Genomic DNA, 25022 nt, shown 5'->3' on the forward strand with positions numbered 1-25022 from the left:
GAAAAAACTACTTAGGCCCGAGAATCTTCACCAACTTGTCCGGCGAAGGCGCGCCTTGCTGTTGTTGCAGTTCGCCTTTGTCATCCATGTAGAAAATCGCCGGGGTGGCCTGCAGTTCGAGGTCTTCCATCAACTGCATGTTGGCCGCGAGTTTGGTTTGCACGGCGACCGGGATGTCTTTCATGGCCTTTAGCGCGCTGCCCTTGCCGGCCTTTTCGTGATCTTCCAGGGCCTTGGCCGGGTCTTTCGCCGCCAGCAGCGCGGCTGATTTGCCCGGGCTGTCTTCGCGGATGATGCCGACCATGATGTGGCGCAACTGCACCTTGCCGGCCTTGACCCATGGCCGCGCCTGTTCCCAGAACATGTTGCAGTACGGGCAGTTCGGATCGCTGAACAGGTACACCGTGCGCGGTGCATCCTTGTTGCCGTCCTGAATCCAGTTGCTCGCCTCGAACTTGGCCCAGACTTCCTTGGACATCGGCGCGTAGACCAGTTTCTGCAACGGTTCGCTGCTCAGGTCCTTGCCGTCGGCGTCGTACAGATTACCCACCACGACATGCTTGCCGTCCGGGGTCAGGTACAGCGCCATGCCGCGATTCTGATATTGCGCGGCGTACCCGCGCAGGCCATCGGGGGCGTCGAACTGGCCGACGATTTTCGCGCCCTTGGCTTCGATCTTTTTGATCGCCGCAGGCAGTTCTTCAGCAGCCTGTACCGACGGCAAGTGCAGCAGGGCAGTGCCCAGGGTCAGCGTCAGCAGGTGGCGGAGGCGGGGCATGGCAGTTTCCTTGCAGAGTTGGCCGGGGCAACGGCCTGATTCGGGCTTGAAGGCGAAGTGTCGAAGGTTTCCAGGGCGCGGGCGAGGCTGGCGTTCGACAGTTCACCGAGGTGACTGGTCAGCAAGCGACCGTCCGGGCTATAGAACAGCGTAGTCGGTAACGCCATGGAACCCACGGCCTGACCGAGACGGCCGCGGGGGTCGAACAGCACGTTGTTCAGGCTCAGGCCCTGGGTTTCCAGGAACGTCGCCACGCTTTGCATGCTTTCGGCCTGATTGACGAACAGAAATGTCAGGTCAGGGCGCTGTTGCTGGGCATTCTCCAGCACCGGCATTTCTCGCCGGCACGGCGGGCACCAGGTCGCCCACAGGTTGATCACCAGCGGCCCGCCCTGATACTCACTGAGCTTGATGGTTTCGCCAGCGGCGTTGCGCAGGGATATATCCGGCAGCCGCGTACCCTGTTCGTAGATATTCAGCGACAGGCTGGCAAGCAGCCAGAACGCCACGCCACTGACCACGCCGAAGCCCAACGGTCGACGCAAAGCGGGCCGACGCCAGCCGCGATACAACGCCGCCAGCAACAGCACGATCACTCCGGGCCAGGCGAGGAAACCGCCGTCGCGCAGATCGATGATCTGCCACGGGTCATTGCGATAGTGCGACCAGTACAACGCGACAAACGCAATGCGCGCCGCGAGCATGCCCAGCAAGAACAGGCTGAACAGCGCCGACTCGGGGTTATCGCCGCCGCGCTTGGCCACCCGCCAGCCGACAAATGTCGCCAGCGCCAGAGCACTGATCAGCAGCAGGTGGTTGAGCGCGATGGCGAAGGTGCCGAGGGTGAACGTCAGCATCAGTTGGCATCTCGGGTGGCGGACCAGCGTTGCAGGAAGGTATCGGCATCGACCTCGCCGGTGATGCGCTGGCTGCGGCGTTCTTCGCCGTCAGCGCCGATCCAGATGAACGTCGGCGGCCCCGGCACTTTATAGCGACTGAGCAGCTCGCGGCTGGCAGCGTTGTCGGCGGTCACATCCAGGCGCAGCAGGCGCACATCGCTCAGGGCCTGCATGACCTTGGCTTCACCGAACACCTTCTTCTCCATGACCTTGCACGACACGCACCAGTCGGCGTAGTAATCGAGCAGTACCCACTGGCCTTGAGCCTTGGCTGCATCGAGTTCGCGTTGCAGGGCGGCAGGTTCCTTGATCGTGGTGAAGGCATCGTGACCCGTCGGCGCCGCGCTGGCGACAGGGCCGGCGCTGTAGACCTGCAATGGCTGATACGGATCATCACTGCCGCCCGCCGCACCGATCACCAACAAGCTGCCCCACAAACCGAGCAACAAGGACAGGGCGCCAAACACCTGTGCGACGCGGCCAAAGCCTGCGGATTGTTTCCAGGCGCTGTAAGCGGCGATCAACAGCAGAGCGCCGCACAGCCCCAACCACAACGAAGGGTCCAGTACCGGGCGCAGCATCAACAATGCAGTGGCAAGAAAGAGGAAGCCGAATATGCCCTTGAGCAGATTCATCCACGCCCCGGGTTTTGGCAGGAAGCGGTTGCCCACGGTGACCAGCAGCAACAGCGGCACACCGATGCCGATGCCCAGTGCAAACAGAATCAGACCGCCGTGCAACGCGTTACCGCTCTGTGCGATGTACAGCAGCGCGCCGGCCAGTGGCGCGGTCATGCACGGCCCGACCAAGAGACCGGACAATGCGCCCAGCACACCGGCGCCGATCAGGCTGCCGCCGCTGCGGCTGCGCGACGCATGTTCAAGACGATCACGCAGGGCCACCGGCAGTTGCAGCTCGAAGAAGCCGAACATCGGCAATGCCAGCACCACGAAAATGGCGGCAAATGCGCCGAGCAACCAAGGATTCTGCAACCACGCCTGCAGGTTCGCACCGAGCAGCGCAGCAACCACGCCCATCGCCGCATACACCAGTGCCATGCAGATCACGTAGCTACTGGCCAAGGCAAACCCGCGCCGTGGTGTGGCGCCACTGCCGACGATCATCCCGGCGAGAATCGGCAGCATCGGCAGCGAACACGGGGTAAACGCCAACAGCAGGCCGAGTCCGAAGAACACCAGCAGACTCCAGCCCAGCGCCCGTTGTTGCAGACTGCTGGCCAAAGCCTGATCCGGGGCTTCAGCGCCTGTTGTTGCTGCGGCTTTGCCACCCAGATCAATCACCCGGGTTTGCGGTGGATAGCACAGACCGGCATCGGCGCAACCTTGATAGCTGACTTTGATCTGACCGCTGGCCGCCGCCGGGATTTTCACTTCCAGCCCTTGGCGGTACACCGGCTGCTCGCCGAAGAACTCATCGCTGTGGGATTCGCCTTCAGGCAACACCGGCTGCTGATCGGCGGCCAGTCCGTCGAATTTCAAACGTTTCTGATACAGGTAGTAGCCGTCAGTGATCTGCCAGAACAGCTGGGTTTCGCCCGAGTCCAGATGCTCGGAGGTGAGTACGAATGCCTTGTCGACGGGTAAAAAGTCCGGCTTGGACTCGAACGGATTGTTTCCGGCCTGAGCCAGACCGGAAACCAGTAGAGCAAACAGAAGAAAAAAATGACGCATGGAGGAGCCTTGTCCCTGTGCAAGTGGGGTGCAGGATGGGCGGCGGCGATTAACCGATAATTAACCCTATCCTACTAGGCTCGCCGGGATTGACCAATCAGCCACGTAGCAGGCCGGGCCAATTACCGTCATCAATGGTTCTGGGGCCGGCAACGAGTCGGTCGGACTGAATGTTGTAAGTGAGGTACTGATTGTTGGTCAGGAAGATATACCAGTAACTGTCTGCAAATGTCCGGTCATTCTGCGCCGCGGTGATTATCCGGTCCTTGTAAGGTTTCAGCGCGCCCAGCTGATATTCGCCGAAACGGTTGTACTTGACGGTCTTGGCCTTGTAGTCGAAAGACAAGTAGTGGCCGTCATCGAGGATGAATCGAAACAGGAAAGGGTGGCCGGTCAGTTGAAACCAGGTGCCGGCGATGATCTTGTCAAAATATGGAAGAATCGGCTTCCATACCGAGTCGGCTACCTTGTAGAAGGCGGCAACTTTATCGCTGTCCTGATCGTATTTGCAGACCATCGGAGTTGTTCCGTCATAGAAGAAAAGCCAGGCAATATCCTCGTCACTTCCGGCGTTCCAGCCGAAGGAAGTGGTAGTCAAGCCAAAGCGCAGATCTTTGGTATACGGGGCGAAGTTGTCCCAGTTGCCTGCCGTGGCGGTTGGATAATTGGACGGGACACTATTGTCGCCAAGATCAAAGCGCGAATAGGTATCGGTGTCCTTGAAGAAAAAATAAATTCGATCAGGGCCGGAACGCCAGTCTATGGCAACAAAGTTATTCAAGTTGGTCATGTTTGAAAGTCCATTTAAGTGCGGGGTTGAAGCTGCCAGTTGAAGCTAGATGAAGTTGCGTTGGCGATAAAGGCTGGAATTGTTTCCGGATGGGTAACGGGATAATAAAGTTTGCATGGCAGGCTCGCGTCGGTTGCTGGGATGCGACAACCTGACCGTATTTTCGTGCAGCTTTGCGAAGTCGACGTGTGCCGCCATAATTGCCCCTTAATCCTTGCCTGCTTCACTCGCCTTTTTTATTTCCGGAGCCCCTATGCACGTACTGGTTTGCGAAGACGATGAGCTGATCGCCAGCGGCATCGTCGCCGGGCTCAAGGCACAGGGCCTGACCGTCGAGCACGTCAACACCGCGTCCAAGGCGCGGGCGATGCTCAAGGTCGCCGAATTCGACGTGATGGTTCTCGATCTCGGGTTGCCCGACGAAGATGGCCTAAGGTTGCTCCAGCAATTGCGGCAGAGCGGCCTGGAAATCCCGGTTCTCATCCTCACTGCCCGTGACTCGGTGACCGATCGTGTCGACGGTCTGCAGGCCGGCGCTGACGACTACCTGCTCAAGCCTTTCGATCTGCGCGAACTGTTCGCTCGCCTGCAAACCCTGTTGCGCCGAGTGGCCGGGCGCAGTGTCAATCTGATCGAGCATGGCGCGCTTACTTACGACCCGAGCAGCCGCGAAACCCGCCTCGCCGGGCAACCGGTGGACCTGTCACGGCGCGAGCAGTCGCTGTTGCAGGCATTGCTGCACAATCGCGGCCGGGTGCTGTCCACCGAGCAACTGAAGGACAGCGTCTACGGCTTCAACGACGAACTGGAAAGCAACGCACTGAACGTGCATATCCATCATCTGCGCAGCAAGCTTGGCAAAGGCATCGTCGAAACCGTGCGTGGTCTGGGCTATCGCCTCGGGCCTGCCGATGGCGGAGAGCAAGGCAAGTGATGAGTCTGCGCCTGCGCCTGAGTCTGACGCTCGGCGCTGCCTTCGCGTTGATCTGGGCGCTGGCGGCGGCGTGGATGCTCAGCGATCTGCGCAATCAGATGATGTTCTCCCTCGACCAGCGACTGGTCGCTTCGGCGCGCATGGTCGCCGGTTTGCTTGAGCAATTGCCGACGCTGCCGAGCAAGGGCGAGGGCACCCACTTCAGTGCTGAACAGCTGAACATTCCCGGCGGCATGGCCTGTCAGGTCAGCTCATTGCGCGGCGAGATTCTCGCGCGAAGCCACAACAACCCCGAGCAAGCGCTGGAAGCCGAGAAAATGGGCTTCCACGATCAAATGATCGACGGCGCACCGTGGCGCAGTTTCACCCTGGCCCGGGGCGATGTGCGCATCACTACGGCGGATCGGCAGATCGAACGCGAAGCCTTGAACATGTCGATTCTGCTCGCCGCTTCGGTGCCGGTCGGTGTGGCCTTGCTGGGTTGCCTGTGCCTGCTGTGGCTGGGCATCGGTCAGGGTCTTGCACCACTCAATCGTCTGCGCGAGGCGCTGATGCGGCGCAATGCCGATTCCCTTGAGCCATTGCAGTTGCAGGCGTTTCCCAGCGAATTGAAGCCGTTGCTGGAAACCCAGAATCAATTGTTCCAGCGCATCGGCAAGACCATCGAGCGTGAACGTCGCCTGACCGGTGACGCCGCGCATGAACTGCGCAGTCCGCTGACGGCGATCAAGACCCACCTGCAAGTCGCGCGCATGACCGATGGCAGTGCCCGCGATCAGTCGCTGGCCCGCGCCGAGGAGGGCGCCGATCGCTTGCACCGCACCCTTGAACAGTTGCTGTTGCTGGCGCGGGTCGAAGGCAGCCTGTCGTTCGATGACGGCTCGCAATGCAGCGCCGAGCAAGTGGCCCGACTGGCGATTCAGGACGCCACTGGCGGTGAACGGCTGCGGATCAAACTGCACGTGCCGGACGACCTGTCCGCCGCACCGCTGCAAATGCCTGCTGTGCTGGCGATTGCTGCACTGCGTAACCTGCTCGACAACGCCCTGCGCCATACGCCTGAAGATTGCGCGGTCGAGGTCCATCTGGAAAACATCGGCAATCGCGTGCGTTTTGTCGTGCGTGACCATGGCCCGGGCATTGCGCCGGATGATTTGCAGCATCTGACCCAACGCTTCTGGCGCAACGGGCAGAGCACCGGCTGCGGGCTGGGTCTGGCGATTGTCCAGGCGATTGTTCAGCGCTGTGACTGCGCCCTGCATTTCGACAGCCGCCCGGATGGCTTGCGGGTCGAACTGACCATGCCGTTGCAAACCCTCTGATCTCACCTCAGACCCCTGTGGGAGCGAGCCTGCTCACGAATGCGGTAACTCACTCAACATCGACGTTGACTGGTCCGACGCTTTCGCAAGCAGGCTCGCTCCCACAAAAAACCATGTTCTGGCACATCAAATGTAACTTCTCGGCGTTCGCTATCCGCCAGGGTTGGGGCTAAGGTCAACCCAGCTTTGACTCAATGGATTGAGGGAACTGCGCCATGGAAGCACCCGTCTGCGTACGTTCGGCCACCCTGGCCGACACCGGCATCATCAACCGTATAGTCGAGCGCTCGATCCGCATCGGATGTGCACTCGATCACCGCAACCATCCGCTTCTGGTCAACCACTGGCTCAACCGCTCCTCCGCCGACTTCATCAGTAGCCGGCTCGCCGACCCACATTTCTATCTCTGCGTCGCTTTGCTTGATGACAAACCGGTCGGTGTCGGCATGGCCCGGGTCAGTGGCGAAATCCTGCTGTGTTACGTCCAGCCGGAATCCTTCCGCCGAGGCGTCGGCCGGGCGCTGATGCAGAATGTCGAAGGCTGGTTGCGGGTTCGCGGTGTGCGCAATGCTCACCTCAACAGCACCCGCACCGCCGAGGGGTTCTATCGGCACCTGGGTTACCAACAGGCAGCGCCACCCGGTCTTTCCAACGGCTTGCAAACCGTGCCGCTGCGCAAACCTTTGTCCTCACCGGCCGGACAACTCGATCAAGGGTGTAAATCCGAACCGCGCTGAAGCGTTTCCAGAACAGGAAAACCTGCAAGTGCGCCCCGCGACCGGAACGCGCACCTGTCGGTGTGCTGTTCTGGTCACTATCCATAGCGAATTGAGGGGTCGAGAGATGTCAGTCGCCACCAGTCTTATCGAAGCGTCGTCGGCCCGGGTCGCCTCGGCGCCGGCGGAAACGTTGTTCGAATTCAACGAATCACCGTTGTTGGCGCGGCAGAGCCGGCAGGAGTCCAACGCGCGCAGTTACCCTCGGCGTATTCCCTTGGCGCTCAAGCGTGCCAAGGGCTTGTATGTCGAGGATGTTGAAGGACGTACATTCATCGACTGCCTGGCTGGAGCCGGCACGCTGGCGCTGGGGCATAACCACCCGGTGGTGATCGAGGCGATCCAGCAAGTGCTGGCCGATGAGTTGCCGCTGCACACCCTCGACCTGACTACGCCGGTCAAGGATCAATTCGTCCAGGACCTGTTCGGGCTGCTGCCGACAGAGCTGGCGGCGCAAGCGAAGATCCAGTTCTGCGGCCCGACCGGCACCGACGCCGTGGAAGCAGCGCTGAAACTGGTGCGCACCGCAACCGGGCGCAGCACCGTGCTGTCATTTTCCGGCGGTTACCACGGCATGAGTCAGGGGGCGTTGAGCCTGATGGGCAGCCTGGGGCCGAAAAAACCACTGGGTGCCTTGCTCAGCAACGGCGTGCAGTTCATGCCCTTTCCCTACGACTACCGCTGCCCGTTCGGTCTCGGCGGCGCAGCGGGCGTCAACGCCAATCTGAGTTATCTGGAAAGCCTGCTCAACGATCCCGAGGCCGGGGTGCAATTGCCGGCGGCGGTCATTGTCGAGGCGGTGCAGGGCGAGGGCGGCGTGATACCGGCGGACATCGAGTGGTTGCGCGGCTTGCGCCGGATTACCGAGAAGGCCGGTGTGGCGTTGATCGTTGATGAGATCCAGAGCGGTTTCGCCCGTACCGGCAAGATGTTTGCCTTTGAACACGCGGATATCGTTCCGGATGTGGTTGTACTGTCCAAAGCTATCGGTGGCAGCCTGCCGTTGGCGGTGGTGGTGTACCGCGACTGGCTCGACACTTGGCAACCGGGCGCCCATGCCGGCACGTTCCGCGGCAATCAGATGGCCATGGCCGCCGGTTCAGCGGTGATGCGCTATCTGGTGGAGCACAAGGTTTGCGAGCACGCAGCCGCCATGGGTGATCGACTCAGCGAGCATCTGCACATCCTGCAACGCGACTTCCCGCAGCTGGGCGATATTCGTGGGCGTGGCCTGATGCTCGGCGTTGAACTGGTCGACCCGAACGGCGCGCCCGACGCGCTCGGTCATCCGCCAGCGTTTGCGCGTCTGGCGCCGCTGGTCCAGCGTGAATGCCTCAAGCGTGGCCTGATTCTGGAGCTGGGCGGTCGCCATGGCGCAGTGGTGCGCTTCCTGCCGCCGCTGGTGATCACTGCCGCGGAAATCGACCGGGTGGCCGAGATCTTCGGTCGCGCATTGGCCGCTGCCACCACCGCGCTGTAAATTTTTCCGCGCGGCGAACGTTCTTTCTACATACCCGGCTGCATTCTTTGTGCAGCCGCCCTTACAACGATGGAGAACCAGCATGACGTCAGTATTCGACCGCGAGGACATCCTCTTTCAGGTCGTGGTCAACCACGAAGAGCAATATTCGATCTGGCCCGATTACAAAGCTGTGCCGCAAGGCTGGCGCACCGTGGGCAAGAGCGGCCTGAAAAAGGAATGCCTGGCCTATATCGAAGAAGTCTGGACCGACATGCGCCCATTGAGCCTGCGCCAGAAGATGGATGCGCAAGTCGCGGCGCAATAAGCGACCGGGCAAAAGAAACCCGCTGGACCAGTGATGGTCAGCGGGTTTTTTCATGTCTGGAGAGTGACGTTGTGGGTGCGGGCCTCTTCGCGAGCAGGCTCGCTCCCACAATTGAAATGCGATCCCCTGTGGGAGCGAGCCTGCTCGCGAAGAACGATAACGCGGACTTACTAAAACTACGCTCCGCTCAACCCCTTGAGCAACAAATCCACATTCCCCTCCAGCTCCGCCAGCGGATCCGCCGCATCGGTACTCAACACCACCAGGCGGCTGCCGGATTCGGCAATCGCCGCTTTCACCGGCTCCGCGGGCTGGCGATGGTGCAGCACCACCGCCACGTCATTGTCCTTGAGCGTCGCTGTCAGCTTCTTCAACTCCTCTGGGGTCCAATCGGCATCGGGACGCGCATCCTGTCCGGCCAGTTCAAGGTTGAGGCTGCCAATCAGATAGCCGAAGTGATCGCTCAGGCTCATCACGCTCAGGTTGTCCGCTTCGGCCAGACGCGCTTCGGTGTCCGCGCTGAGTTTCAGCAAACGCTGTTTCAACGCCGCCAGGTTGGCTTCGATTGCAGGCTTGGCGCTCGGTGCCAGGCGCACCAGGTCTGCGGCCATCACATCGGCCATGCGCCCCATGTTGTTGCTCGCCAGCCATGGCTGACTGTTCAGGCCATCAACCTGCAGGCCCGGCTGCACGGCGATGCCGGGCAGGGCGCCGTCGACCGGGCGCGCAGCGTCGACTTCGACGATACGGATGTTGCTACGGCGCGCGATCGGGTACAGCGGATCATCGGCCCACAGCGAACGCAGACCGATTACCGCGTCCGCGTCGGTGGCCAGTTTGCTCAGCGCCGGAGCGCCACGGCCGGTGAAATACGCGGTCTGGCGGCTGCCGGGCAGGTTGGCCGGCGCCGCACGTTCAAGTTTGACGTCGGTACCCTTGAGCAATGCTTCGCCCAATCCATAGGTGATCGGTAACGAGGCCAGAACGCGTAACGGTTTCGCAGTTTCAGCCGCCATCAACGGAGTGCAGACCACGCCACACAGGGCCATGGCCAGAGTCAGGTTACGCAATGAAAAAGCCATTTATCCAAGGTTCCCTTTCAGGCTGGGGACGACGCCGCGCGCAATGGCGGCGAGGGCGAAAGCGATGCCGGCGACCAGAATGATCGCAGCGCCGGACGGGATCGGCAGGTCGAACACGATTGGCGCAAGAATCCCGCACAGGGTGCTGACGGTAGCGATCAGCACCGAGCACCAGAAAAACCCTTTCAGCGACTGACTGAGCAAGCGCGCCGCTGCCGCAGGAATCACCAGCAAGGCACCGACCAGAATCGCGCCAATCACCTTCACTGCCGCGACGGTGATCAAGGTCACCAGGATCACGAACAGGTAATCCAGGGTCTTCACCGCTACGCCACGCACCGCCGCCAGTTGCGGATTGAAACTGGCGAGCATGATGCGGTTGTACAGCGGCAGGGCGAGGGCCATGACCAGCGAACCGACGATGGCCAGCACCGCCAGATCATTGCCGTTGACGGTCAATACCGAACCGAACAGCACGTTTTCCAGAATGTGCACGTTGATCTTGCCGGCGAGAATCAGCAGCAGGCTCGCGCCCAGTGCCAGTGACACCGAGAGAAACACGCCGATCAGCGTATCCGGTGCCAGTCCGGTGCGGTTGCGCAGGTAATTGAGCAGGATGCCGAACAGCAGGCAGTAGCCGAACAGACTGCCGTACGGGCCGGTGTAGGGTTCGCCGAGCAGGATGCCGATGGCGACACCGGTCAACGCGGCATGGCCGACTGCTTCGGAAAAGAACGCGAAGCGCTTGACCACCACCAGCGTGCCGAGCCCGCCCAGCACCGGGCCGATCAGCAGGCCGGCGAGCAGGGCGTTGACCACAAAACCGTAGGCCAGCGCCTCGGGCAGATAACCTGACGATGCCCAACCCTGGACCATCAAACGAAAGGCTTCGTAGCTCATCAGACCGCGCTCCGTGGATGGGTGGAAAACAGCGTCAGCAGACGTTCCGGAGTCAGCGCCTGTTGCGGTGTGGCATCGAACAGCACGCGGCGGTTGAGACCGGTAACCCGATCGGCCAGCCGACCTACCGCTTCCAGGTCATGTTCGATCCACAACACCGTGATGCCCGCCGCGCGCCAGTCAGTCAGCAGGCGTTCGAACACCTGGATCCCGGCCTCATCGAGGGCCGACATCGGCTCGTCGAGCACCAGCAGTTGCGGCGCCGGAATCAAACCCTGCGCGAGCAGCACCCGCTGCCGCTCGCCGCCGGACAGCGCGCCCATGCGCCGCTTGCGCTTGTCCTGCATGCCGACGCGCTCCAGTGCTTCGCCGATGGCGCCGGCGTAGTGTTTGCTCAAACCGAGAAAGGCCGGGCGGCGTTGACACATGGCGGCCATGAAATCGTCGACGGTCATCGGCAGGCCACGATCGAACTCCAGCGCCTGCGGAACGTAACCAATGGTGCCGGGCTCGCCGGTCCAGTGCAGACTGAGCTGGCCCTGATGCGGCATCTGCCCGAGCAGGGTCTTGATCAGCGAACTCTTGCCACCGCCGTTGGGGCCGACCAGCGCATGCACGCTGCCGGGCTGCACCTGGAAGCTGACCTTGTCGAGAATCGTCGTGCGCCCCAAGGTCAGGCTGATATCCGCAAACTCCAGCGCCGGCCCATTTTTCCCCTGCGAGAGCGAGCCTGCTCGCGGATGCGGTGTGTCATTCAGCGAAGATGTTGCCTGATCCGGCGCATTCGCGAGCAGGCTCGCTCCCACCGGGTTATCGGTGTTGTCAGGGATCAGGGTTTCTTTCGACGTCATGCCCCCGACTCCTGAATCGCCCGAACCACGGTGTTGAGGTTGCCGGTCATTTCCTTTTCGTACTTGTCGGCGGTGTATTCGCCGTAGGAAATGTGCGACAGCGGGTACAGCTTCACCCCGGATTCGCGCTGGATGGTGTCGACGTAGCTGGAGGGGAAATCCATCTCGGAGAAGATCACTTTCACGTCGAGTTCGCGTAATTGATCGATGGTTTTTTTCAGCTGGCTCGGGCTTGGCTCGATGCCGTGGGCCGGCTCGACCACGGCCGTCACTTCCAGACCGAATTCACGCAAAAGATAGTCGTAAGCCGCATGCACTGTGGCCACGCGCAGCTCGGCGTTGGGTGCCTGGGTCAGTTTGGCCAACGCGTCGGCGCGCATCTGCCGCAGGCGTTTGCCGTAAGCGCGGGCGTTTTGCGTGTAGGTCTTGGCATTGTCCGGATCGATCTTGCCCAGCTCGCGGGCGATGTTGTTGACCTGGGCGATGGAGGCGCTGATCGACAGGAACGTGTGCGGATTGACCACTTTGCCAGCGCCGCGCGCAGCGACACCGGTGGCCGCCAGCAATGGCACGTTCTCGTTGGCTTCGATGGTTTTGACGTTGGGTGTTTCGCTGGCGGCGATCATCCGGTCGGCGAAGTCATCATGACCGACGCCGTTGAGTACGATCACGTCCAGTCCGCTGATGCGCTTGATGTCTTCGGCGCGCGGTTCGTAGGCGTGCGGATTGAAGCCCGCAGGAATCAGCGGCACCACCTCGGCCTTGTCGCCAACGATGTTGGCGACGTAGCTGTAATACGGATGCAGAGTGATGCCGATACGCAGGCGTTTGCCTTGCTCGGCGCTGGCCAACGGGCTCAGCAGGCAGGCGCACAGGCCAAGCAGAAACAGGCGTAACAATGGACGGCGAGGAAATGAAATGGACATGGGCAAGCAGTCTTCTCTCGGATAAAGGCGAGGAATCAATGGCGATGTTCGCGGGTAACCCCGGCATCGAATTGCGCGACGATCTGTTTCCAGCCAGCGGCGGACAGCGCGGCGTCAGACAGATCTTCAGCAGGCGCGGAATCGGCGCTGCGGTTCAGCCAGATGTCCGGCGCCGCGTTGGCGTCAGTGCCGACACGCATCAGAAATGAACCGGCGACATCAGGCGTTGCACTGCGTCCGAAATAGGCGCGATCGGCGAACATCTGCCATGCGTGACCGCCACGGCTGACCGAACTGGCGTCCTGCGCGAACGGCGCAAAGCCTTCGTCGGCGAGCATTTGTGGCGTCGGCAGGGCTTTTTGCTCTTCGCGCAGCAAGCGGATTTCGTCGAGGGTCACGCGCAGGTCGGCATAAATGCCTTGCTCGGCGGCGCTGAGATCGCGGCGGGCGTCGTACTGGTTGCTGGCGACCGGCTCCGGTTCATGGGAAACCCCGCGCCACGCCACCACCGAGCCGGCGATCGCGAGGATCAGCAGGCACAACAGCAGCACGTTGAGGGTTTCATGACCGGCGCCGGCCGGGCGTACCACTTGCGTTGTCGGGCTACTCATGGGGCTTCGATATCCGCCTGGTCGATTTCCACCACGTGGCCGGGGCCGGCGTCGAACAGCACATAGAACTCACTGCCGGGTTTCTTGAACGTCAGCGTCGAGTCATCACCCAATTTGCCCGGCACCAGAATGGTTTCGTCGTAGCCGATCACGTCGAGGGTCACCCCCGGCGCACCGCTGCCGTCGGAGAAACCGCCGGTGCATTTGATCTGTTCGGCATCGATGGCTTTGCATTCGCACATCGGGTTGTGCGCCAGGGTGCTGGCGCTGAAACCGGCGCTCAGCAGCAGCGCGGCGCTGGCGAGCAAACGGGTCTGAAGGGGTGAGCGAGTCATGGTTTGGCTCCTTGTTTGTTCAGCCACGCAACCGTGGCGGGGGAGGCTTGGCTCAGGGGAATCGCGGCTTGGTGCATGCTGCCGTCCCAGCCTTCCATGGTGATCCACAGCTCGGCGTCAGGTTTGGTCTTTGCCGGGATCGGCATTTGCGTGCCCATGCGATAAGGCGTACCGAAGAAGATCGTGCCAGCGGCGCGCAGACTGCGCGGCTTGCCGATGCGCAGGTAAGTAGCCTTGACCTGTTCGACGCAGGTATCACAAACGGCGGCAGTGAAATCCTTCATATAGCCGGCCGGACCGCTCAGGTGCGGTGCCTCGTCGCGCAGTTCGGCCAGACGCAGGCTCCACGGGCCGACCTCAACGGTGCCTATTTCCCGTTGGCCCAGGCCACTGTCGCCGCGAAACAGCGAGGCATCGGCAAAGTATTTCGGCATGAAGCCCAGCGGGATCAGCAACAGCAGGACATTGATGTGGAAACGCCACTTGTGCCAGAAACGCGACAGGCGCGAGGGCGGTGTGACCGAGATGGCTTTGTTCACAGGCTCGCCTCCGAAGGTTCACGGCGCAGCGCCGGTTGGGCTGTGACGCGGTTTTTCTTGTCCTCGCGTTTCAGCGCATTGGCGGTGGCCAACGCGGTGCGCTTGGTCCAGATCAACAGGCCGCTGAGGATCATCATGCTCAGCAACAGACCGAAGAAGAACCAGATCAGTTTGATCCAGATGCCGCCGAAGTCGCCGGTGTGCAGCGGGCGCATGGATTCGGTGACGAATTCCAGCGAGGACCGATCGGACAGCAACCGTGAGGAGGCCATTTCGCCGTTGTACGGGTTGAGAGTCGCGGTCTGATACATCAGCGGATACCAGCCACGGCCGCTGACGCTCATGTGCGAGTAGGCATTGCCCGGCAGGTTGACGTAGCTGGCTTCCAGGCCCGGAATCTTCTGCTGGGCGATTTCGATGGCGCGGTCCAGGCTGATACGCGGCGGCGGGGTGCCGGCGGCCGAAATCGGCACACTTTCGCGGGACATCGCCGGAATGATCGGTTCGCTGGAAATGGAAATCTGGTTATCGAACAGGATCGCCTTGATCAGGAACCAGATGCCGGTGATGGAAATCACCGCAATGAACCAGATTGACCAGATGCCGCACAGGCGATGAAAGTCGCCCCAGAAAATCCGCGCGCCGTGGCGCACGCGCAGGGTCGGGCGCAGAAAACCTTTCCAGAAGCGCTTGTACACCACCAGCCCGGTAATCAGCGACACCAGCATCGGCACGCCGAGCAGCGACACCAGATACCAGCCCCAGCTGTAGCCATTGGTGAACGGCACCAGCCACCAGCCATGCAGGGCGCGGGTGAACGCTTTGAAATCAAAGGCCGGCGCGGTGCCCTGGATGACGCCGGTGTACGGATTGACATAGACCGTCAACGAGCGCCCGTCGGGGTAGCTGACTTCGACATCGAGGGCAAAGTGCGACTCGTCCGGACGATTGATGCTCTGCACCAGGGTTTGCGGCTCGGCCTGTTTGATCGCGGCGAGAATCTGGTCGTAGCTAAGTCGCGGCGCATCGTCCGACGGTTGACTGGCGCGCATTTGCGGGTTGGCCAGCCAGACAATCTCCTGGCTGACCACCGCCAGCGTGCCGGTGACACAGACGATCAGCACAAAGAACCAGATCGGCAACGCCAGCCAGCTATGCACCAGGAACCACAGTTTGGAACGGGATTTCTTCGACATGATTGCGCGTCTTGATTGCGGTGGAAGGGGCCGGGCTACGGGCTTCGCAGCACGGAACTCCCCGGGAGGCCGTTCGTGGCTTTTGCCTACGCGAACGGCCTGCATTCCTATAAGACGGATGAGCGAAGAAAATCCCGAAAGCGGATATGAAAGTAAATGTTTCGCAATTACATCGGCAGTGCATTTTTTGCCGGTCGATCCGAGGCAAAAAGCCCTCAGCCTTGGCTGAACATCTCCATCGCACGCTGGCGAATCTGCTCTTCGCTCAGATCCTCTTTGTGCGTGGCGAGAAACCACAGATGGCCGAATGGATCTCTCAGCGTGCCGCTGCGATCACCGTAAAACTGGTCTTTAACCTCGGAGACGCTTTGCGCCCCTGCATCCAGCGCCTGTTGAAAGGCTTGGTCGACATCGGTGACATACAGGTGCAAGCCGATCGACACCGCCTGCTGTGGATTGCTCAACGGCCCTTGGTCGCAAGGCGTGCCGAGCATGATCGCGCTGTCGCCGATGCGCAGCTCGGCGTGGCCGATGTTGCCGTCGGGCATGGTCAGGCGCATGACTTCGCTGGCATTGAAGGCTTTCTTGTAAAAATCGATGGCCTCGGCAGCCTGTTGGATGCCGAGATACGGGGTAATGCTGTGATACCCCTCGGGAATGGGTTTGACGCTCATGACGTTCTCCCTGTTTTTGTTTTCAACAGATGTGGTTACACCGGATTTACCCGGAGCAATCACTATAGAACCGTTCTTGCTGCGCAAATTGTTCGCCGACGAGCAGCGTCATCACTCATCGCGAAAGTGCGGGCCTGGGCCTCGGTCACCGAGCATGTCGCCTTTATTGCGTAACGGACACGCTTCCATGGACAGACAGCCGCAGCCGATGCACCCGGTGAGCTGATCGCGCATCAACGTAAGTTGCCTGATCCGTTCATCGAGCTCGCGCTGCCATTGTTCAGACAGCATTTTCCAGTCCGCCGCCGACGGCGCGCGATCCTGCGGCAGGATCTTCAGCGCTTCGCCGATTTCCGCCAGCGGTATCCCCAGCCGTTGCGCGACTTTGATCAACGCCACCCGGCGCAGGACGGCGCGCGGATAGCGGCGCTGGTTGCCGGCATTGCGCTCACTCTTGATCAAACCTTTGGCTTCATAAAAATGCAGCGCGGTGACCGCGACGCCACTGCGCGCCGCAACCTCGCCCACGGTGAGAGGCTTGTGCACCCGCTCCTTGCTGATCATGCGGAAAATACTCTTGACCTTGACTTAACTAGAGGTTTTACCCTGCAGCTCTTCGGGTCGCAAGGCTCGCTTCAAGATGAGTGGGGGCTTTCCATGAGCAATCGCAGCTTTACCCAATTGATCGAATTCGAAATCGAACCCCGCCAGCAAGCGGCGCTGGTCACGGCACTGGCCACGCAGACCGAGGGGCTGGCCCAGCGTTACGACGGGTTTCTCAGCGCCAGCGTGCAGGCCAGCGACGACGGCCGCCGCGTGCTGAGCTTTTTGCAATGGCAGAGCCGCGAAGCGGGGGAGGCGGCGTTTCGCAGTTTCGAAAGCGGCGAGGAGGATTTCTGGCAATTGATCCGCACCCATCGGGCGAAAACCGTGACCTTCAATTCGTTCCAGGTGCACAGCAGCATTGCCCGCAGCCACGACGACGCGCTGCACTGCCGTTTGCCGGTCAGCCAGTATTAGCGCAAAGCTGATAGCCACTATTGAGAGCGTTGATTTCTGCGCGAGCGTGCCCGGGCGTAGCCTTTCTCCATCGACCCAACATTGCTCGCCAGGACGCTCCCATGAACCGTTTACTGACTGTTTCGCTGATGCTCGCTGTTTCCGTACTCGCCGGTTGTGCCGGCCATGTTTCGCCAGAGCTGCGCCCATACACCGCTGAAGAATCCCGCGAACTGGCGCTGGAAGCGCTGAACCGCAGCGGCTTGTCGTTCGACGAATACCACGCGAAAAAAGCCCAATTGCTCGGCCAGCCGCAGAAGACTTTCGGCTTCGACCAACAGGGTGAGATGAGCGCCGAACGTGCCATACAGCTGCACGGTCGTCCAAGCTGAAAGCAAACTGTACTGCTTGAAGTTTTCCCTAACTGTCCGTGGGTTTGCCGGGCCGTGTGGGATAGGGTCAACAGCTGAATGACCCTGGATGGACTGCCTCGATGAACCTCTCGCTTGATCTGCTGTTGGGCTTTGCCCTGTTTGCCTTTGTCACCTCGATCACACCGGGGCCTAACAACACCATGTTGCTGGCGTCCGGAGTGAATTTCGGTTTCAACCGCACCATTCCACACATGCTCGGCATCAGCTGCGGCTTCTTCCTGTTGGTGGTAGCGGTGGGCTTCGGCCTTGGCGCGGTGTTTCAGGCCTATCCGGTTCTGTATACGGTGCTGCGTTATGTCGGCGCCGCGTATCTGTTGTATCTGGCGTGGAAGATCGCCCACTCCGGCCCGGTCGGCGACAGTGCCCACGGCGAGGCGAAACCGATCAGCTATCTGGGCGCCGCGGCGTTCCAGTGGGTCAATCCCAAGGCGTGGATCATGGCCATCGGTGCCATCAGCACGTACACGCCGATGCAGGGTTATTTCTATAACGTCGTGATCATCGCGGCGGTGTTCGCCATCATCAACCTGCCCAGTGTCGGCCTGTGGGCGGCGTGCGGCACGCTGTTGCGCAATGTGCTGAAAGATCCGCGCTGGTTGCGCGTGTTCAATTGGGGCATGGCGGCGCTGTTGGTGATCTCGCTGTATCCGTTACTTCTCGAAAGCTTTCACTGACGCATTGCTTCAATCGCCGGCCCGATGCCTGTTAAGCTCGGTTTCAGGAGCGTTCCTACGCACTTTTAAATGAAGCCCTACTTCTTTAACGGCATCCGATCAGGTATTGATGACGCTCTCGAACCCATGCACAGCTCACGAGGCTGTGCATCGTCGTTTGCAGACACGAGCCTCCTGATCCCGGAACACGCTCTGCGAGTCCTTTATGAACACATGTCCGTTGTATTTCGATTACGCCGCCACCACCCCGGTGGACGAGCGGGTCATCCAGGTGATGATCGAATGTCTGGGTTTTCACGGTAACTTCGGTAACCCGGCGTCCAGCTCCCACGCTTTCGGCCAGCAGGCCCGGCAGACGGTCGAGCAGGCACGCCGGCAAGTCGCCGATCTGGTCGGCGCGCAGCCTGAGCAGATTGTCTGGACCTCCGGAGCCACTGAATCCAACAACCTCGCTCTCAAAGGCGTCGCTCAGGCCCGTGGCGTTTTCGGCGGGCACATCATTACCAGTCAGATCGAACACAAGGCCATTCTCGACACCGCGCGGCAATTGCAGGACTCGGGCATTGCCGTGACCTATCTGGTACCGGACGCCCAAGGCTTGATCACGCCGCAAGCGGTCAGCGAAGCGATGCGTGACGACACTTTTCTGGTGTCGCTGATGCTGGTCAACAACGAGTTGGGCACGGTCAACGATGTCCAAGCGATTGGCGAAGTGGTGCGCAGTCGGCAGGCGTTGTTTCATGTGGATGCGGCGCAAGGCGCGGGCAAGGTCGCGATCGATCTGAGCCGCTGGCCGGTGGATCTGATGTCGTTTTCCGCACACAAACTCTACGGCCCCAAAGGCATCGGCGCTTTGTATGTCGGCCCGCAGGCGCAGCAACGCTTGCAGGCACAGATCCACGGTGGCGGTCATGAAGGTGGCCTGCGCTCCGGAACCCTGGCGACTCATCAGATTGCCGGGATGGGCGCTGCTTTCGCTTTGGCCGCCGACGCATTCGATGAAGAGAAAAAATCCATCATCGCTTTGCGCGAACGCTTGCTCGAACAGCTTTTGAAGTTGCCCGGCGTGCGCCTCAATGGCAGTGCCTCGCAACGTATTCCGCACACCCTGAGCCTGACCTTCAGCGAGGGCGAGTTCAACAGCGCCGCATTGAGCCATTCGATCGCGTTTTCCGCGACGTCGGCGTGTAATTCCGCAAGTAATGCGCCGTCCCACGTGCTGCTCGCGCTCGGACACGATGCGCGGCTGGCGGGGCGCACCATTCGCTTGAGCCTCGGGCGGTTTACCACCGTCGAGGATGTCGACAAGGCCGTTGACCTGATCACAACCGCCTGCGCCAGTGCCCCGGCATTCTGGGCGACAGGGCTCTAAACAGCAGACGCTTTCCATGGCCGCGAAGGCTACGAACAATAACGATGACGCGATTAGCAGGAGACATGATGAGTTCCCACACCTTGACCGAAGGATCGGTGCCTCAGCGCCTGGCGCATACCCGTGAACTGATGCGCCGCGAAGGCATCCATGCGCTGCTGGTGCCGTCCGCCGACCCGCATCTTTCGGAATACCTGCCGGGTTACTGGCAGGGCCGGCAATGGCTGTCGGGTTTCCACGGTTCGGTCGGTACGCTGATCGTCACTGCGGATTTCGCCGGTGTGTGGGCCGACAGTCGTTACTGGGAACAGGCGACGAAAGAGCTCAACGGCAGCGGCATCGAACTGGTCAAGCTGCAACCGGGGCAGCCGAGCCCGCTGGACTGGCTGGCGGAGCAAACCCTCGAGGGCGGCGTGGTTGCCGTGGATGGTGCGGTAATGGCGGTGGCTTCGGCGCGCACACTGAGCAGCAAGCTCGAGGCACGCGGTGCTCGCCTGCGCACCGATATCGACCTGTTGCAGGAAGTCTGGCGTGATCGCCCGAGCCTGCCGAACGCGCCGATCTATCAGCATCTGCCGCCGCAAGCGACCGTCAGCCGTGGCGAGAAACTCGCGAAATTGCGCGAAACCTTGCAAGAGCGTGGCGCCGATTGGCACTTCATCGCCACCCTGGATGACATCGCCTGGCTGTTCAACCTGCGTGGTGGTGATGTCTCGTTCAATCCGGTGTTTGTTTCGTTCGCCTTGATCAATCAGCAACAGGCCACGCTGTTTGTGGCGCTGAGCAAGGTCGATGCCGATCTGCGCGCGGTACTGGAGCAGGATGGCGTGACGCTGCGTGACTACAGCGAAGTGGCCGATGCGTTGCGTGCTGTGCCGAGCGGCGCGAGCCTGCTGGTCGATCCGGCGCGAGTGACCACGGGGTTGCTGGATAACCTGGACAGTGGCGTGAAACTGGTCGAGGGTCTCAACCCGACTACGTTGGCCAAATCGCAGAAAAGCGAAGCCGACGCTCAACACATCCGTAAAGCCATGGAGCAGGATGGCGCGGCGTTGTGCGAATTCTTTGCCTGGCTGGAATCGGCATGGGGGCGCGAGCGCATCACCGAACTGACCATCGACGAGAAACTTACCGTTGCCCGTGAGCGTCGTCCCGATTACGTTTCGCTGAGCTTCAACACGATTGCCGCGTTCAACGCCAATGGCGCGATGCCGCACTATCACGCTACCGAAGAGGAGCATGCGCTGATCGAGGGTGATGGTCTGTTGCTCATCGATTCCGGTGGTCAATACCTCGGCGGTACCACAGACATCACGCGCATGGTCCCGGTGGGTACGCCGACCCAGGAGCAGAAACAGGATTGCACGCGCGTGTTGAAAGGCGTGATTGCGCTGTCGCGGGCACGATTCCCGAAAGGCATTCTGTCGCCGCTGCTGGACGCCATCGCTCGTGCGCCGATCTGGGCTGACAACGTCGACTACGGTCACGGCACCGGTCACGGCGTGGGCTATTTCCTCAACGTTCACGAAGGTCCGCAAGTGATCGCTTATCAAGCGGCACCGGCACCGCAGACGGCGATGCAGCCGGGGATGATTACCTCGATCGAACCCGGCACTTATCGCCCGGGCCGCTGGGGCGTGCGCATCGAGAACCTGGCGATGAACCGCGAGGCCGGCAGCAGCGAATTCGGCGACTTCCTCAAGTTCGAAACCCTGACGCTGTGCCCGATCGATACCCGCTGCCTGATTGCTGACCTGCTGACCCACGAAGAAAAGCAGTGGCTCAATGCTTATCACAGCGAAGTACGCGAGCGTCTGAGTCCGTTGTTGGATGGCGCGGCGCTGAGCTGGCTGAACGAGCGCACTGTGGCCATTTGATCGATTTGCCCAAGGCGCCGCTCGCGGTGCCTTGGGTCTCGGCTTCAATCCTGGCGCAATGCCTCTTCTACGAAGTCGAGTCGATCCTGACCGAAGAACAACTGATCGCCAATGAACATGCTGGGGGCACCGAAAACGCCGCGCTTGATGGCGGCTTCGGTGTTTTCCTTAAGTGCGGCTTTTACTGATTCATCGTTGGTCAGCGCCATTATCTCTTGGGGGTCGAAGCCGTTTTCAGTCAGCACGGCGGCAACGGTTTGCGGATCGTTGAGGTTACGGCCTTCGACCCAAAGCGCCTTGAACAGGCAATCGACGAACTCGGCGAAACGCTGCGGCTGGCGCATCTGCAAGCCAGTGACGGCACGCATCAGTATCAGCGTGTTGATTGGAAAGTGCGGATTGAATCTGAGCTGTACGCCGTAGCGTTTGGCGAAGCGATCGAGGTCCTGAAACATGTAGCGGCCCTTGGCCGGAATCATTGCCGGCGAAGCGTTGCCGGTGGCTTTGAACACGCCACCCAACAGCATCGGGATGTAGATCAGTTCGCTCTGGGTATCGGCGCAGATTTTCGCTAGCTGGGTGTGCGCCAGATAGGTGGTGGGGCTGCCGAGGTCGAAATAGAATTCCACGGTTTTCGTCATGATCAAATCGCTCTCTTATTGTTGTAATGAGGGGGGAGGGCTTACCAGCGTTCGTTCCATGGGCGCAGGTCCAGCTCGAAGGTCCAGGCATCCCGTGGCTGACTGTGCAGATACCAATAGTTTTCAGCGATGTGCCCTGGATCGAGAATGCCGTCCTGATCCTTGGTCGCGTATTTCTCGGGAAAGCTGTCGCGGATGAAGTCGGTATCGATCGCACCATCAACTACGACGTGGGCGACATGAATGTTCATCGGCCCCAACTCTCTCGCCATGCTTTGCGCCAGTGCGCGGATGCCGTGTTTGGCTCCGGCGAAAGCGGCAAATCCAGAAGCACCGCGCAGCCCGGCCGTGGCACCAGTGAACAGAATCGTGCCGCGCTGCCGAGTGACCATGCGCTTGGCCACTTCACGGGCATTGAGAAAACCGGAGAAGCAGGCCATCTCCCAGATCTTGAAATATTTGCGCGCGGTTTCTTCGAGAATGCTGCAAGGCACGTTGGCGCCGATGTTGAAGACAAAGGCCTCAATCGGGCCGACGCGGGTTTCGATGTCTTCGATCAAGGCGATGACGTCTTCTTCCTTGCGCGCATCGCAGGCAAAACCATGGGCCTCACCGCCATCAGCGATGATTGCGTCAACCAGAGGCTGCAATTTGTCGGCGCTGCGCCGGGTCACACAGGCTATAAATCCCTCACTGGCAAAGCGCTTGGCAATGGCCCCGCCCGTGGCATCACCGGCCCCGACAACCAACACGACCTTCTTGTTATTCATGGGTGAATCCCTTTGGGTTAACGATCGTTTAGTTAACGAACGTTATGCTAGGATTCGGGCAGCGTCAAGGCGATCTACTTCAGGAGATGACATGCGTTATTCGGCCGGACACAAATCGGAAACCCGCGAACGATTGCTGCAAAGCAGCGCGCTGTCGGCAAAGAAATCGGGGTTTTCCACGGTGGGCGTGGATGGCCTGATGAAAGCCATCGGTTTGAGTGGCGCCGCGTTCTACAGCCACTTTTCATCCAAGGATGCGTTGTTCGCTGCCATCGTCGAGCGAGAGTTGAGTGAAAGTCTTGAGCGCCTTGGTGGCCAGGGCGGTGCAGATCGGCAGCGGCTGGAGCGTTGTCTGAAGCAGTACCTGAGCATGGCCCACGTCGAGCAACCCGAGGCCGGTTGCGCGCTGCCGACATTGGGCGCGGAGATTGCCCGTGCCGATGTATTGGTGCGTGAGCAGGCTGAAGAATGGATCTGCCGCCTTCAGCAGGGCTGGGCCGAGATACTGGAAAGCGAGAGTCTGGCCTGGTCGGTGCTGTCGCAATGCGTGGGTGCATTGGTGGTCGCGCGGATGCTGGCAACACCGGACGTGCAGCGTACGGTGTTGCGCTCGAGTCACGAGGAAATTACACGTCAGCTCGCTTTGCCGCGAGCCGAGTAGTTATTTGCAGATGACGATCATGCTGCGGCTGGTATAACCGGCGGGGTTCAGGCCGAACGGATAATCGCCAGGTTCTTCTACGGTGTCCCCGGATTTGGCGATCACCTTGTAACCCTTGGGCGCGCAGGAATTGGCGGCGCTGGTGTAGCACTTGTCCCATGAGGATGAAAGTCCGGAACAGTTGATGTGCAGCCCCTTCTTGCCGCGTTTGACCTGGGTTTCCGAGGTCGCTGCGCAACTCGCGATCGCCAGCAGGGCGATCAATAGCAAAATTCGTTTCATTACCATCCTTAATAGCGGCCGCGAGTCTGGTGCTCGGGTCTGCCTGTATTCGCTCGCGTTTGCAGCGTTGTGCCGTCCTTTGCGAAAAAATCCATGCCTGGCGATGGGTTACGAAGCTAAACATGGCCTAAATGAGCGCCAATTACCAGACCCCACTTTCTATAACGCTTCAGTCGGCCGCGACAGCAGGCTTTGCTCCGCTGCCCATGGTCATGGTTGCGCCCACTGACGCCAGAATAATGCACAGGATGGCCAGCCATTGTGACAATGAAAGGTATTCCTGGAGAAAAAGCAGACCTGACAATGCTCCGAAGGCCGGTTCGATACTCATGAGCGTGCCGAAGGTGCGCGCGGGCATACGCGTCAGGGCGACCATCTCCAGGGTATAGGGCAGGGCGGTGGACAGAATGGCGACGCCGATAGCGATCGGAATCAGCGATGGTGTAAGCAGCGCAGCGCCGGCATGAACAATGCCGATCGGCGCCACGAACAGCGCGGCGATCATCACGCCGAGGGCTGCCGTCGTCACCCCGTTGTCGGCGCCGGCCTTTTGCCCGAACAGAATGTACAGCGCCCAGCACACTCCGGCGCCCAGCGCATAACCCGCTCCGACCAGATCAATGCCGGCAGTGGTTGCCCCGGTAGGTATCAATAGAAGCAAGCCGGCCGCAGCAAGCGCAATCCATACAAAATCGATGGCGCGGCGAGAGGCATATATAGCTACAGCCAGAGGGCCGGTGAATTCCAGCGCAACGGCGATGCCCAGCGGCACTGTGCGCAGCGACATATAAAAGAGGAAGTTCATTCCACCCAATGCCATTCCGTAGACGATGACGGTACGAAGAGACTTGGCGGTCAGCTTTGCACGCCATGGGCGCAGTATCAGTAGCATGATCACGCTGGCAAAGATCAAGCGAAGAGTGGTTGTTCCTTGTGCGCCGATGATGGGGAACATGCTTTTGGCCAGAGAAGCGCCCGACTGGATGGACGCCATGGCTATCATGAGCAGGCAAACCGGAAACAATGTGGAAGCAAGGGAGCGAGGTTGATCATTCATTGCGCGGCAGCATCCAAGGCAAAAACACAGTATTGTTGTGGTAGTGGGCAATATACTGCGCATTGGATGGGGGCGCGTCTATATATAGAAAGCGTTTTTGCTGATTTGAAAGAAAAGCGAAATTAACGGTTGACGGCAGATTCCAGAGGTCTATAATTCGCCCC

General features: G+C 60.5%; 29 protein-coding genes. 11 read left to right on the top strand and 18 right to left on the bottom strand.

Translation table 11 applies throughout. The features are described 5' to 3' along the window. Positions 1–7: 7 nt before the first annotated feature. The 4 genes from dsbG to D8U71_RS13205 form a co-directional block, all read right to left on the bottom strand. Positions 8–778 (bottom strand): thiol:disulfide interchange protein DsbG, encoded by a 771-nt coding sequence (dsbG, locus tag D8U71_RS13190; RefSeq protein ID WP_016770816.1) that lies wholly within the window; start codon positions 776–778, stop codon positions 8–10. Beyond that, positions 754–1635, bottom strand: a complete 882-nt coding sequence (locus D8U71_RS13195) for a TlpA disulfide reductase family protein (RefSeq protein ID WP_125917362.1) — start codon at positions 1633–1635, stop codon at positions 754–756. The genes dsbG and D8U71_RS13195 overlap by 25 nt, the downstream gene beginning before the upstream one ends. Then, positions 1635–3368: a protein-disulfide reductase DsbD gene (gene dsbD / locus D8U71_RS13200; RefSeq protein WP_130887931.1), complete on the bottom strand. Its 1734-nt coding sequence runs from the start codon at positions 3366–3368 to the stop codon at positions 1635–1637. The genes D8U71_RS13195 and dsbD overlap by 1 nt, the downstream gene beginning before the upstream one ends. 97 nt (positions 3369–3465) lie before the next feature. Then, positions 3466–4158, bottom strand: coding sequence for a hypothetical protein (locus D8U71_RS13205; protein WP_122611544.1), 693 nt, complete (start codon positions 4156–4158; stop codon positions 3466–3468). Between the two features lie 253 nt (positions 4159–4411). On the opposite strand from D8U71_RS13205, the gene D8U71_RS13210 reads away from it, so the two are divergent. The 5 genes from D8U71_RS13210 to D8U71_RS13235 all read left to right on the top strand — a co-directional run bounded on the left by D8U71_RS13210 (position 4412) and on the right by D8U71_RS13235 (position 8977). Next, positions 4412–5092 carry a response regulator gene (locus D8U71_RS13210; protein ID WP_024013672.1) on the top strand — a complete coding sequence of 227 codons (681 nt, stop codon included), beginning with the start codon at positions 4412–4414 and terminating at the stop codon, positions 5090–5092. Continuing rightward, complete coding sequence (locus D8U71_RS13215; RefSeq protein ID WP_038860405.1) at positions 5092–6414, top strand: ATP-binding protein; 1323 nt, start codon at positions 5092–5094, stop codon at positions 6412–6414. Before D8U71_RS13210 ends, D8U71_RS13215 begins: the two co-directional genes overlap by 1 nt. A 215-nt stretch (positions 6415–6629) precedes the next feature. Then, positions 6630–7151 carry a GNAT family N-acetyltransferase gene (locus D8U71_RS13225; RefSeq protein ID WP_123443498.1) on the top strand — a complete coding sequence of 174 codons (522 nt, stop codon included), beginning with the start codon at positions 6630–6632 and terminating at the stop codon, positions 7149–7151. Positions 7152–7257: 106 nt separating this feature from the next. After that, entirely contained in the window at positions 7258–8670 is a 1413-nt protein-coding gene (locus D8U71_RS13230; RefSeq protein WP_125926317.1) for an aspartate aminotransferase family protein, read from the top strand. A gap of 82 nt (positions 8671–8752) precedes the next feature. Further along, positions 8753–8977, top strand: coding sequence for an MbtH family protein (locus D8U71_RS13235; protein WP_016770808.1), 225 nt, complete (start codon positions 8753–8755; stop codon positions 8975–8977). Between the two features lie 176 nt (positions 8978–9153). Here the strand turns inward: D8U71_RS13235 and D8U71_RS13240 are convergent, their stop codons facing one another. The 10 genes from D8U71_RS13240 to soxR all read right to left on the bottom strand — a co-directional run bounded on the left by D8U71_RS13240 (position 9154) and on the right by soxR (position 16655). Further along, a complete protein-coding gene (locus D8U71_RS13240; RefSeq protein ID WP_024013667.1) occupies positions 9154–10059 on the bottom strand; it encodes a zinc ABC transporter substrate-binding protein in 906 nt (301 codons plus the stop codon). Then, on the bottom strand, positions 10060–10959 hold the full coding sequence (locus D8U71_RS13245; RefSeq protein ID WP_007917717.1) for a metal ABC transporter permease: 900 nt from the start codon (positions 10957–10959) through the stop codon (positions 10060–10062). It lies immediately after the preceding gene. Further along, positions 10959–11810, bottom strand: coding sequence for a metal ABC transporter ATP-binding protein (locus tag D8U71_RS13250; RefSeq protein ID WP_125926316.1), 852 nt, complete (start codon positions 11808–11810; stop codon positions 10959–10961). The genes D8U71_RS13245 and D8U71_RS13250 overlap by 1 nt, the downstream gene beginning before the upstream one ends. Beyond that, positions 11807–12736, bottom strand: a complete 930-nt coding sequence (locus D8U71_RS13255) for a metal ABC transporter substrate-binding protein (protein ID WP_125926315.1) — start codon at positions 12734–12736, stop codon at positions 11807–11809. The genes D8U71_RS13250 and D8U71_RS13255 overlap by 4 nt, the downstream gene beginning before the upstream one ends. Positions 12737–12771: 35 nt before the next feature. Beyond that, positions 12772–13347, bottom strand: a complete 576-nt coding sequence (locus tag D8U71_RS13260; RefSeq protein ID WP_125926314.1) for a DUF6162 family protein — start codon at positions 13345–13347, stop codon at positions 12772–12774. After that, positions 13344–13682, bottom strand: a complete 339-nt coding sequence (locus D8U71_RS13265) for a hypothetical protein (protein ID WP_122700099.1) — start codon at positions 13680–13682, stop codon at positions 13344–13346. The genes D8U71_RS13260 and D8U71_RS13265 overlap by 4 nt, the downstream gene beginning before the upstream one ends. Next, complete coding sequence (locus tag D8U71_RS13270) at positions 13679–14221, bottom strand: thiamine pyrophosphate-binding protein (RefSeq protein ID WP_125926313.1); 543 nt, start codon at positions 14219–14221, stop codon at positions 13679–13681. Before D8U71_RS13270 ends, D8U71_RS13265 begins: the two co-directional genes overlap by 4 nt. Further along, positions 14218–15417 (bottom strand): PepSY domain-containing protein, encoded by a 1200-nt coding sequence (locus D8U71_RS13275; RefSeq protein ID WP_016770800.1) that lies wholly within the window; start codon positions 15415–15417, stop codon positions 14218–14220. Before D8U71_RS13275 ends, D8U71_RS13270 begins: the two co-directional genes overlap by 4 nt. Positions 15418–15632: 215 nt before the next feature. After that, a complete protein-coding gene (locus D8U71_RS13280; protein ID WP_016770799.1) occupies positions 15633–16091 on the bottom strand; it encodes a VOC family protein in 459 nt (152 codons plus the stop codon). A 111-nt stretch (positions 16092–16202) separates the two neighbouring features. After that, complete coding sequence (gene soxR, locus D8U71_RS13285; protein ID WP_071173076.1) at positions 16203–16655, bottom strand: redox-sensitive transcriptional activator SoxR; 453 nt, start codon at positions 16653–16655, stop codon at positions 16203–16205. A gap of 93 nt (positions 16656–16748) precedes the next feature. Between soxR and D8U71_RS13290 the strand changes: the two genes are divergently transcribed. The 5 genes from D8U71_RS13290 to D8U71_RS13310 all read left to right on the top strand — a co-directional run bounded on the left by D8U71_RS13290 (position 16749) and on the right by D8U71_RS13310 (position 21447). Next, on the top strand, positions 16749–17111 hold the full coding sequence (locus D8U71_RS13290) for an antibiotic biosynthesis monooxygenase (protein WP_110601450.1): 363 nt from the start codon (positions 16749–16751) through the stop codon (positions 17109–17111). Between the two features lie 101 nt (positions 17112–17212). Next, the gene (locus tag D8U71_RS13295) at positions 17213–17482 is read left to right on the top strand and encodes a hypothetical protein (protein ID WP_016770723.1); all 270 of its coding nucleotides are present in this window, start codon (positions 17213–17215) and stop codon (positions 17480–17482) included. A gap of 101 nt (positions 17483–17583) precedes the next feature. Beyond that, positions 17584–18198, top strand: coding sequence for a LysE family translocator (locus D8U71_RS13300; protein WP_125926312.1), 615 nt, complete (start codon positions 17584–17586; stop codon positions 18196–18198). 205 nt (positions 18199–18403) lie between these two features. Then, positions 18404–19570: an aminotransferase class V-fold PLP-dependent enzyme gene (locus tag D8U71_RS13305; RefSeq protein ID WP_130887932.1), complete on the top strand. Its 1167-nt coding sequence runs from the start codon at positions 18404–18406 to the stop codon at positions 19568–19570. A 68-nt stretch (positions 19571–19638) separates the two neighbouring features. Beyond that, positions 19639–21447 (top strand): aminopeptidase P family protein, encoded by a 1809-nt coding sequence (locus D8U71_RS13310; RefSeq protein WP_130887933.1) that lies wholly within the window; start codon positions 19639–19641, stop codon positions 21445–21447. A gap of 44 nt (positions 21448–21491) precedes the next feature. Here D8U71_RS13310 and D8U71_RS13315 read toward each other — a convergent pair whose 3' ends face one another. Next, positions 21492–22088 (bottom strand): 2-hydroxychromene-2-carboxylate isomerase, encoded by a 597-nt coding sequence (locus D8U71_RS13315; protein ID WP_125926309.1) that lies wholly within the window; start codon positions 22086–22088, stop codon positions 21492–21494. A gap of 41 nt (positions 22089–22129) precedes the next feature. Continuing rightward, the gene (locus tag D8U71_RS13320; RefSeq protein ID WP_130887934.1) at positions 22130–22858 is read right to left on the bottom strand and encodes an SDR family oxidoreductase; all 729 of its coding nucleotides are present in this window, start codon (positions 22856–22858) and stop codon (positions 22130–22132) included. Between the two features lie 91 nt (positions 22859–22949). Here D8U71_RS13320 and D8U71_RS13325 point away from each other — a divergent pair, with 91 nt between their 5' ends. Further along, positions 22950–23519 (top strand): TetR/AcrR family transcriptional regulator, encoded by a 570-nt coding sequence (locus D8U71_RS13325; RefSeq protein WP_071173071.1) that lies wholly within the window; start codon positions 22950–22952, stop codon positions 23517–23519. Here D8U71_RS13325 and D8U71_RS13330 read toward each other — a convergent pair whose 3' ends face one another. Together D8U71_RS13330 and rhtA are read right to left on the bottom strand one after the other, a co-directional pair. After that, entirely contained in the window at positions 23520–23801 is a 282-nt protein-coding gene (locus tag D8U71_RS13330) for a hypothetical protein (protein WP_016770791.1), read from the bottom strand. It abuts the gene before it with no gap. Between the two features lie 169 nt (positions 23802–23970). Next, positions 23971–24858 (bottom strand): threonine/homoserine exporter RhtA, encoded by an 888-nt coding sequence (rhtA, locus tag D8U71_RS13335; protein WP_016770790.1) that lies wholly within the window; start codon positions 24856–24858, stop codon positions 23971–23973. Positions 24859–25022: the final 164 nt, after the last annotated feature.

The sequence above is a fragment of the Pseudomonas sp. Sample_21 genome (genome assembly GCF_004307525.1).
Taxonomy (GTDB): domain Bacteria; phylum Pseudomonadota; class Gammaproteobacteria; order Pseudomonadales; family Pseudomonadaceae; genus Aquipseudomonas; species Aquipseudomonas atacamensis.

Excerpts from the sequence above, each read along its gene's own strand:
- soxR (WP_071173076.1), bottom strand. The coding sequence starts at position 16,655 with ATGATCAGCAAGGAGCGGGTGCACAAGCCTCTCACCGTGGGCGAGGTT.
- D8U71_RS13235 (WP_016770808.1), top strand. The coding sequence starts at position 8,753 with ATGACGTCAGTATTCGACCGCGAGGACATCCTCTTTCAGGTCGTGGTC.
- D8U71_RS13320 (WP_130887934.1), bottom strand. The coding sequence starts at position 22,858 with ATGAATAACAAGAAGGTCGTGTTGGTTGTCGGGGCCGGTGATGCCACG.
- D8U71_RS13265 (WP_122700099.1), bottom strand. The coding sequence starts at position 13,682 with ATGACTCGCTCACCCCTTCAGACCCGTTTGCTCGCCAGCGCCGCGCTG.
- D8U71_RS13215 (WP_038860405.1), top strand. The coding sequence starts at position 5,092 with ATGAGTCTGCGCCTGCGCCTGAGTCTGACGCTCGGCGCTGCCTTCGCG.
- D8U71_RS13315 (WP_125926309.1), bottom strand. The coding sequence starts at position 22,088 with ATGACGAAAACCGTGGAATTCTATTTCGACCTCGGCAGCCCCACCACC.
- D8U71_RS13255 (WP_125926315.1), bottom strand. The coding sequence starts at position 12,736 with ATGTCCATTTCATTTCCTCGCCGTCCATTGTTACGCCTGTTTCTGCTT.
- D8U71_RS13195 (WP_125917362.1), bottom strand. The coding sequence starts at position 1,635 with ATGCTGACGTTCACCCTCGGCACCTTCGCCATCGCGCTCAACCACCTG.
- D8U71_RS13275 (WP_016770800.1), bottom strand. The coding sequence starts at position 15,417 with ATGTCGAAGAAATCCCGTTCCAAACTGTGGTTCCTGGTGCATAGCTGG.
- D8U71_RS13325 (WP_071173071.1), top strand. The coding sequence starts at position 22,950 with ATGCGTTATTCGGCCGGACACAAATCGGAAACCCGCGAACGATTGCTG.
- D8U71_RS13260 (WP_125926314.1), bottom strand. The coding sequence starts at position 13,347 with ATGAGTAGCCCGACAACGCAAGTGGTACGCCCGGCCGGCGCCGGTCAT.
- D8U71_RS13300 (WP_125926312.1), top strand. The coding sequence starts at position 17,584 with ATGAACCTCTCGCTTGATCTGCTGTTGGGCTTTGCCCTGTTTGCCTTT.
- D8U71_RS13225 (WP_123443498.1), top strand. The coding sequence starts at position 6,630 with ATGGAAGCACCCGTCTGCGTACGTTCGGCCACCCTGGCCGACACCGGC.
- rhtA (WP_016770790.1), bottom strand. The coding sequence starts at position 24,858 with ATGAATGATCAACCTCGCTCCCTTGCTTCCACATTGTTTCCGGTTTGC.
- dsbD (WP_130887931.1), bottom strand. The coding sequence starts at position 3,368 with ATGCGTCATTTTTTTCTTCTGTTTGCTCTACTGGTTTCCGGTCTGGCT.
- D8U71_RS13230 (WP_125926317.1), top strand. The coding sequence starts at position 7,258 with ATGTCAGTCGCCACCAGTCTTATCGAAGCGTCGTCGGCCCGGGTCGCC.
- D8U71_RS13210 (WP_024013672.1), top strand. The coding sequence starts at position 4,412 with ATGCACGTACTGGTTTGCGAAGACGATGAGCTGATCGCCAGCGGCATC.
- D8U71_RS13205 (WP_122611544.1), bottom strand. The coding sequence starts at position 4,158 with ATGACCAACTTGAATAACTTTGTTGCCATAGACTGGCGTTCCGGCCCT.
- D8U71_RS13245 (WP_007917717.1), bottom strand. The coding sequence starts at position 10,959 with ATGAGCTACGAAGCCTTTCGTTTGATGGTCCAGGGTTGGGCATCGTCA.
- D8U71_RS13280 (WP_016770799.1), bottom strand. The coding sequence starts at position 16,091 with ATGAGCGTCAAACCCATTCCCGAGGGGTATCACAGCATTACCCCGTAT.
- D8U71_RS13250 (WP_125926316.1), bottom strand. The coding sequence starts at position 11,810 with ATGACGTCGAAAGAAACCCTGATCCCTGACAACACCGATAACCCGGTG.
- D8U71_RS13305 (WP_130887932.1), top strand. The coding sequence starts at position 18,404 with ATGAACACATGTCCGTTGTATTTCGATTACGCCGCCACCACCCCGGTG.
- D8U71_RS13295 (WP_016770723.1), top strand. The coding sequence starts at position 17,213 with ATGAACCGTTTACTGACTGTTTCGCTGATGCTCGCTGTTTCCGTACTC.
- D8U71_RS13240 (WP_024013667.1), bottom strand. The coding sequence starts at position 10,059 with ATGGCTTTTTCATTGCGTAACCTGACTCTGGCCATGGCCCTGTGTGGC.
- D8U71_RS13330 (WP_016770791.1), bottom strand. The coding sequence starts at position 23,801 with ATGAAACGAATTTTGCTATTGATCGCCCTGCTGGCGATCGCGAGTTGC.
- D8U71_RS13290 (WP_110601450.1), top strand. The coding sequence starts at position 16,749 with ATGAGCAATCGCAGCTTTACCCAATTGATCGAATTCGAAATCGAACCC.
- D8U71_RS13310 (WP_130887933.1), top strand. The coding sequence starts at position 19,639 with ATGAGTTCCCACACCTTGACCGAAGGATCGGTGCCTCAGCGCCTGGCG.
- dsbG (WP_016770816.1), bottom strand. The coding sequence starts at position 778 with ATGCCCCGCCTCCGCCACCTGCTGACGCTGACCCTGGGCACTGCCCTG.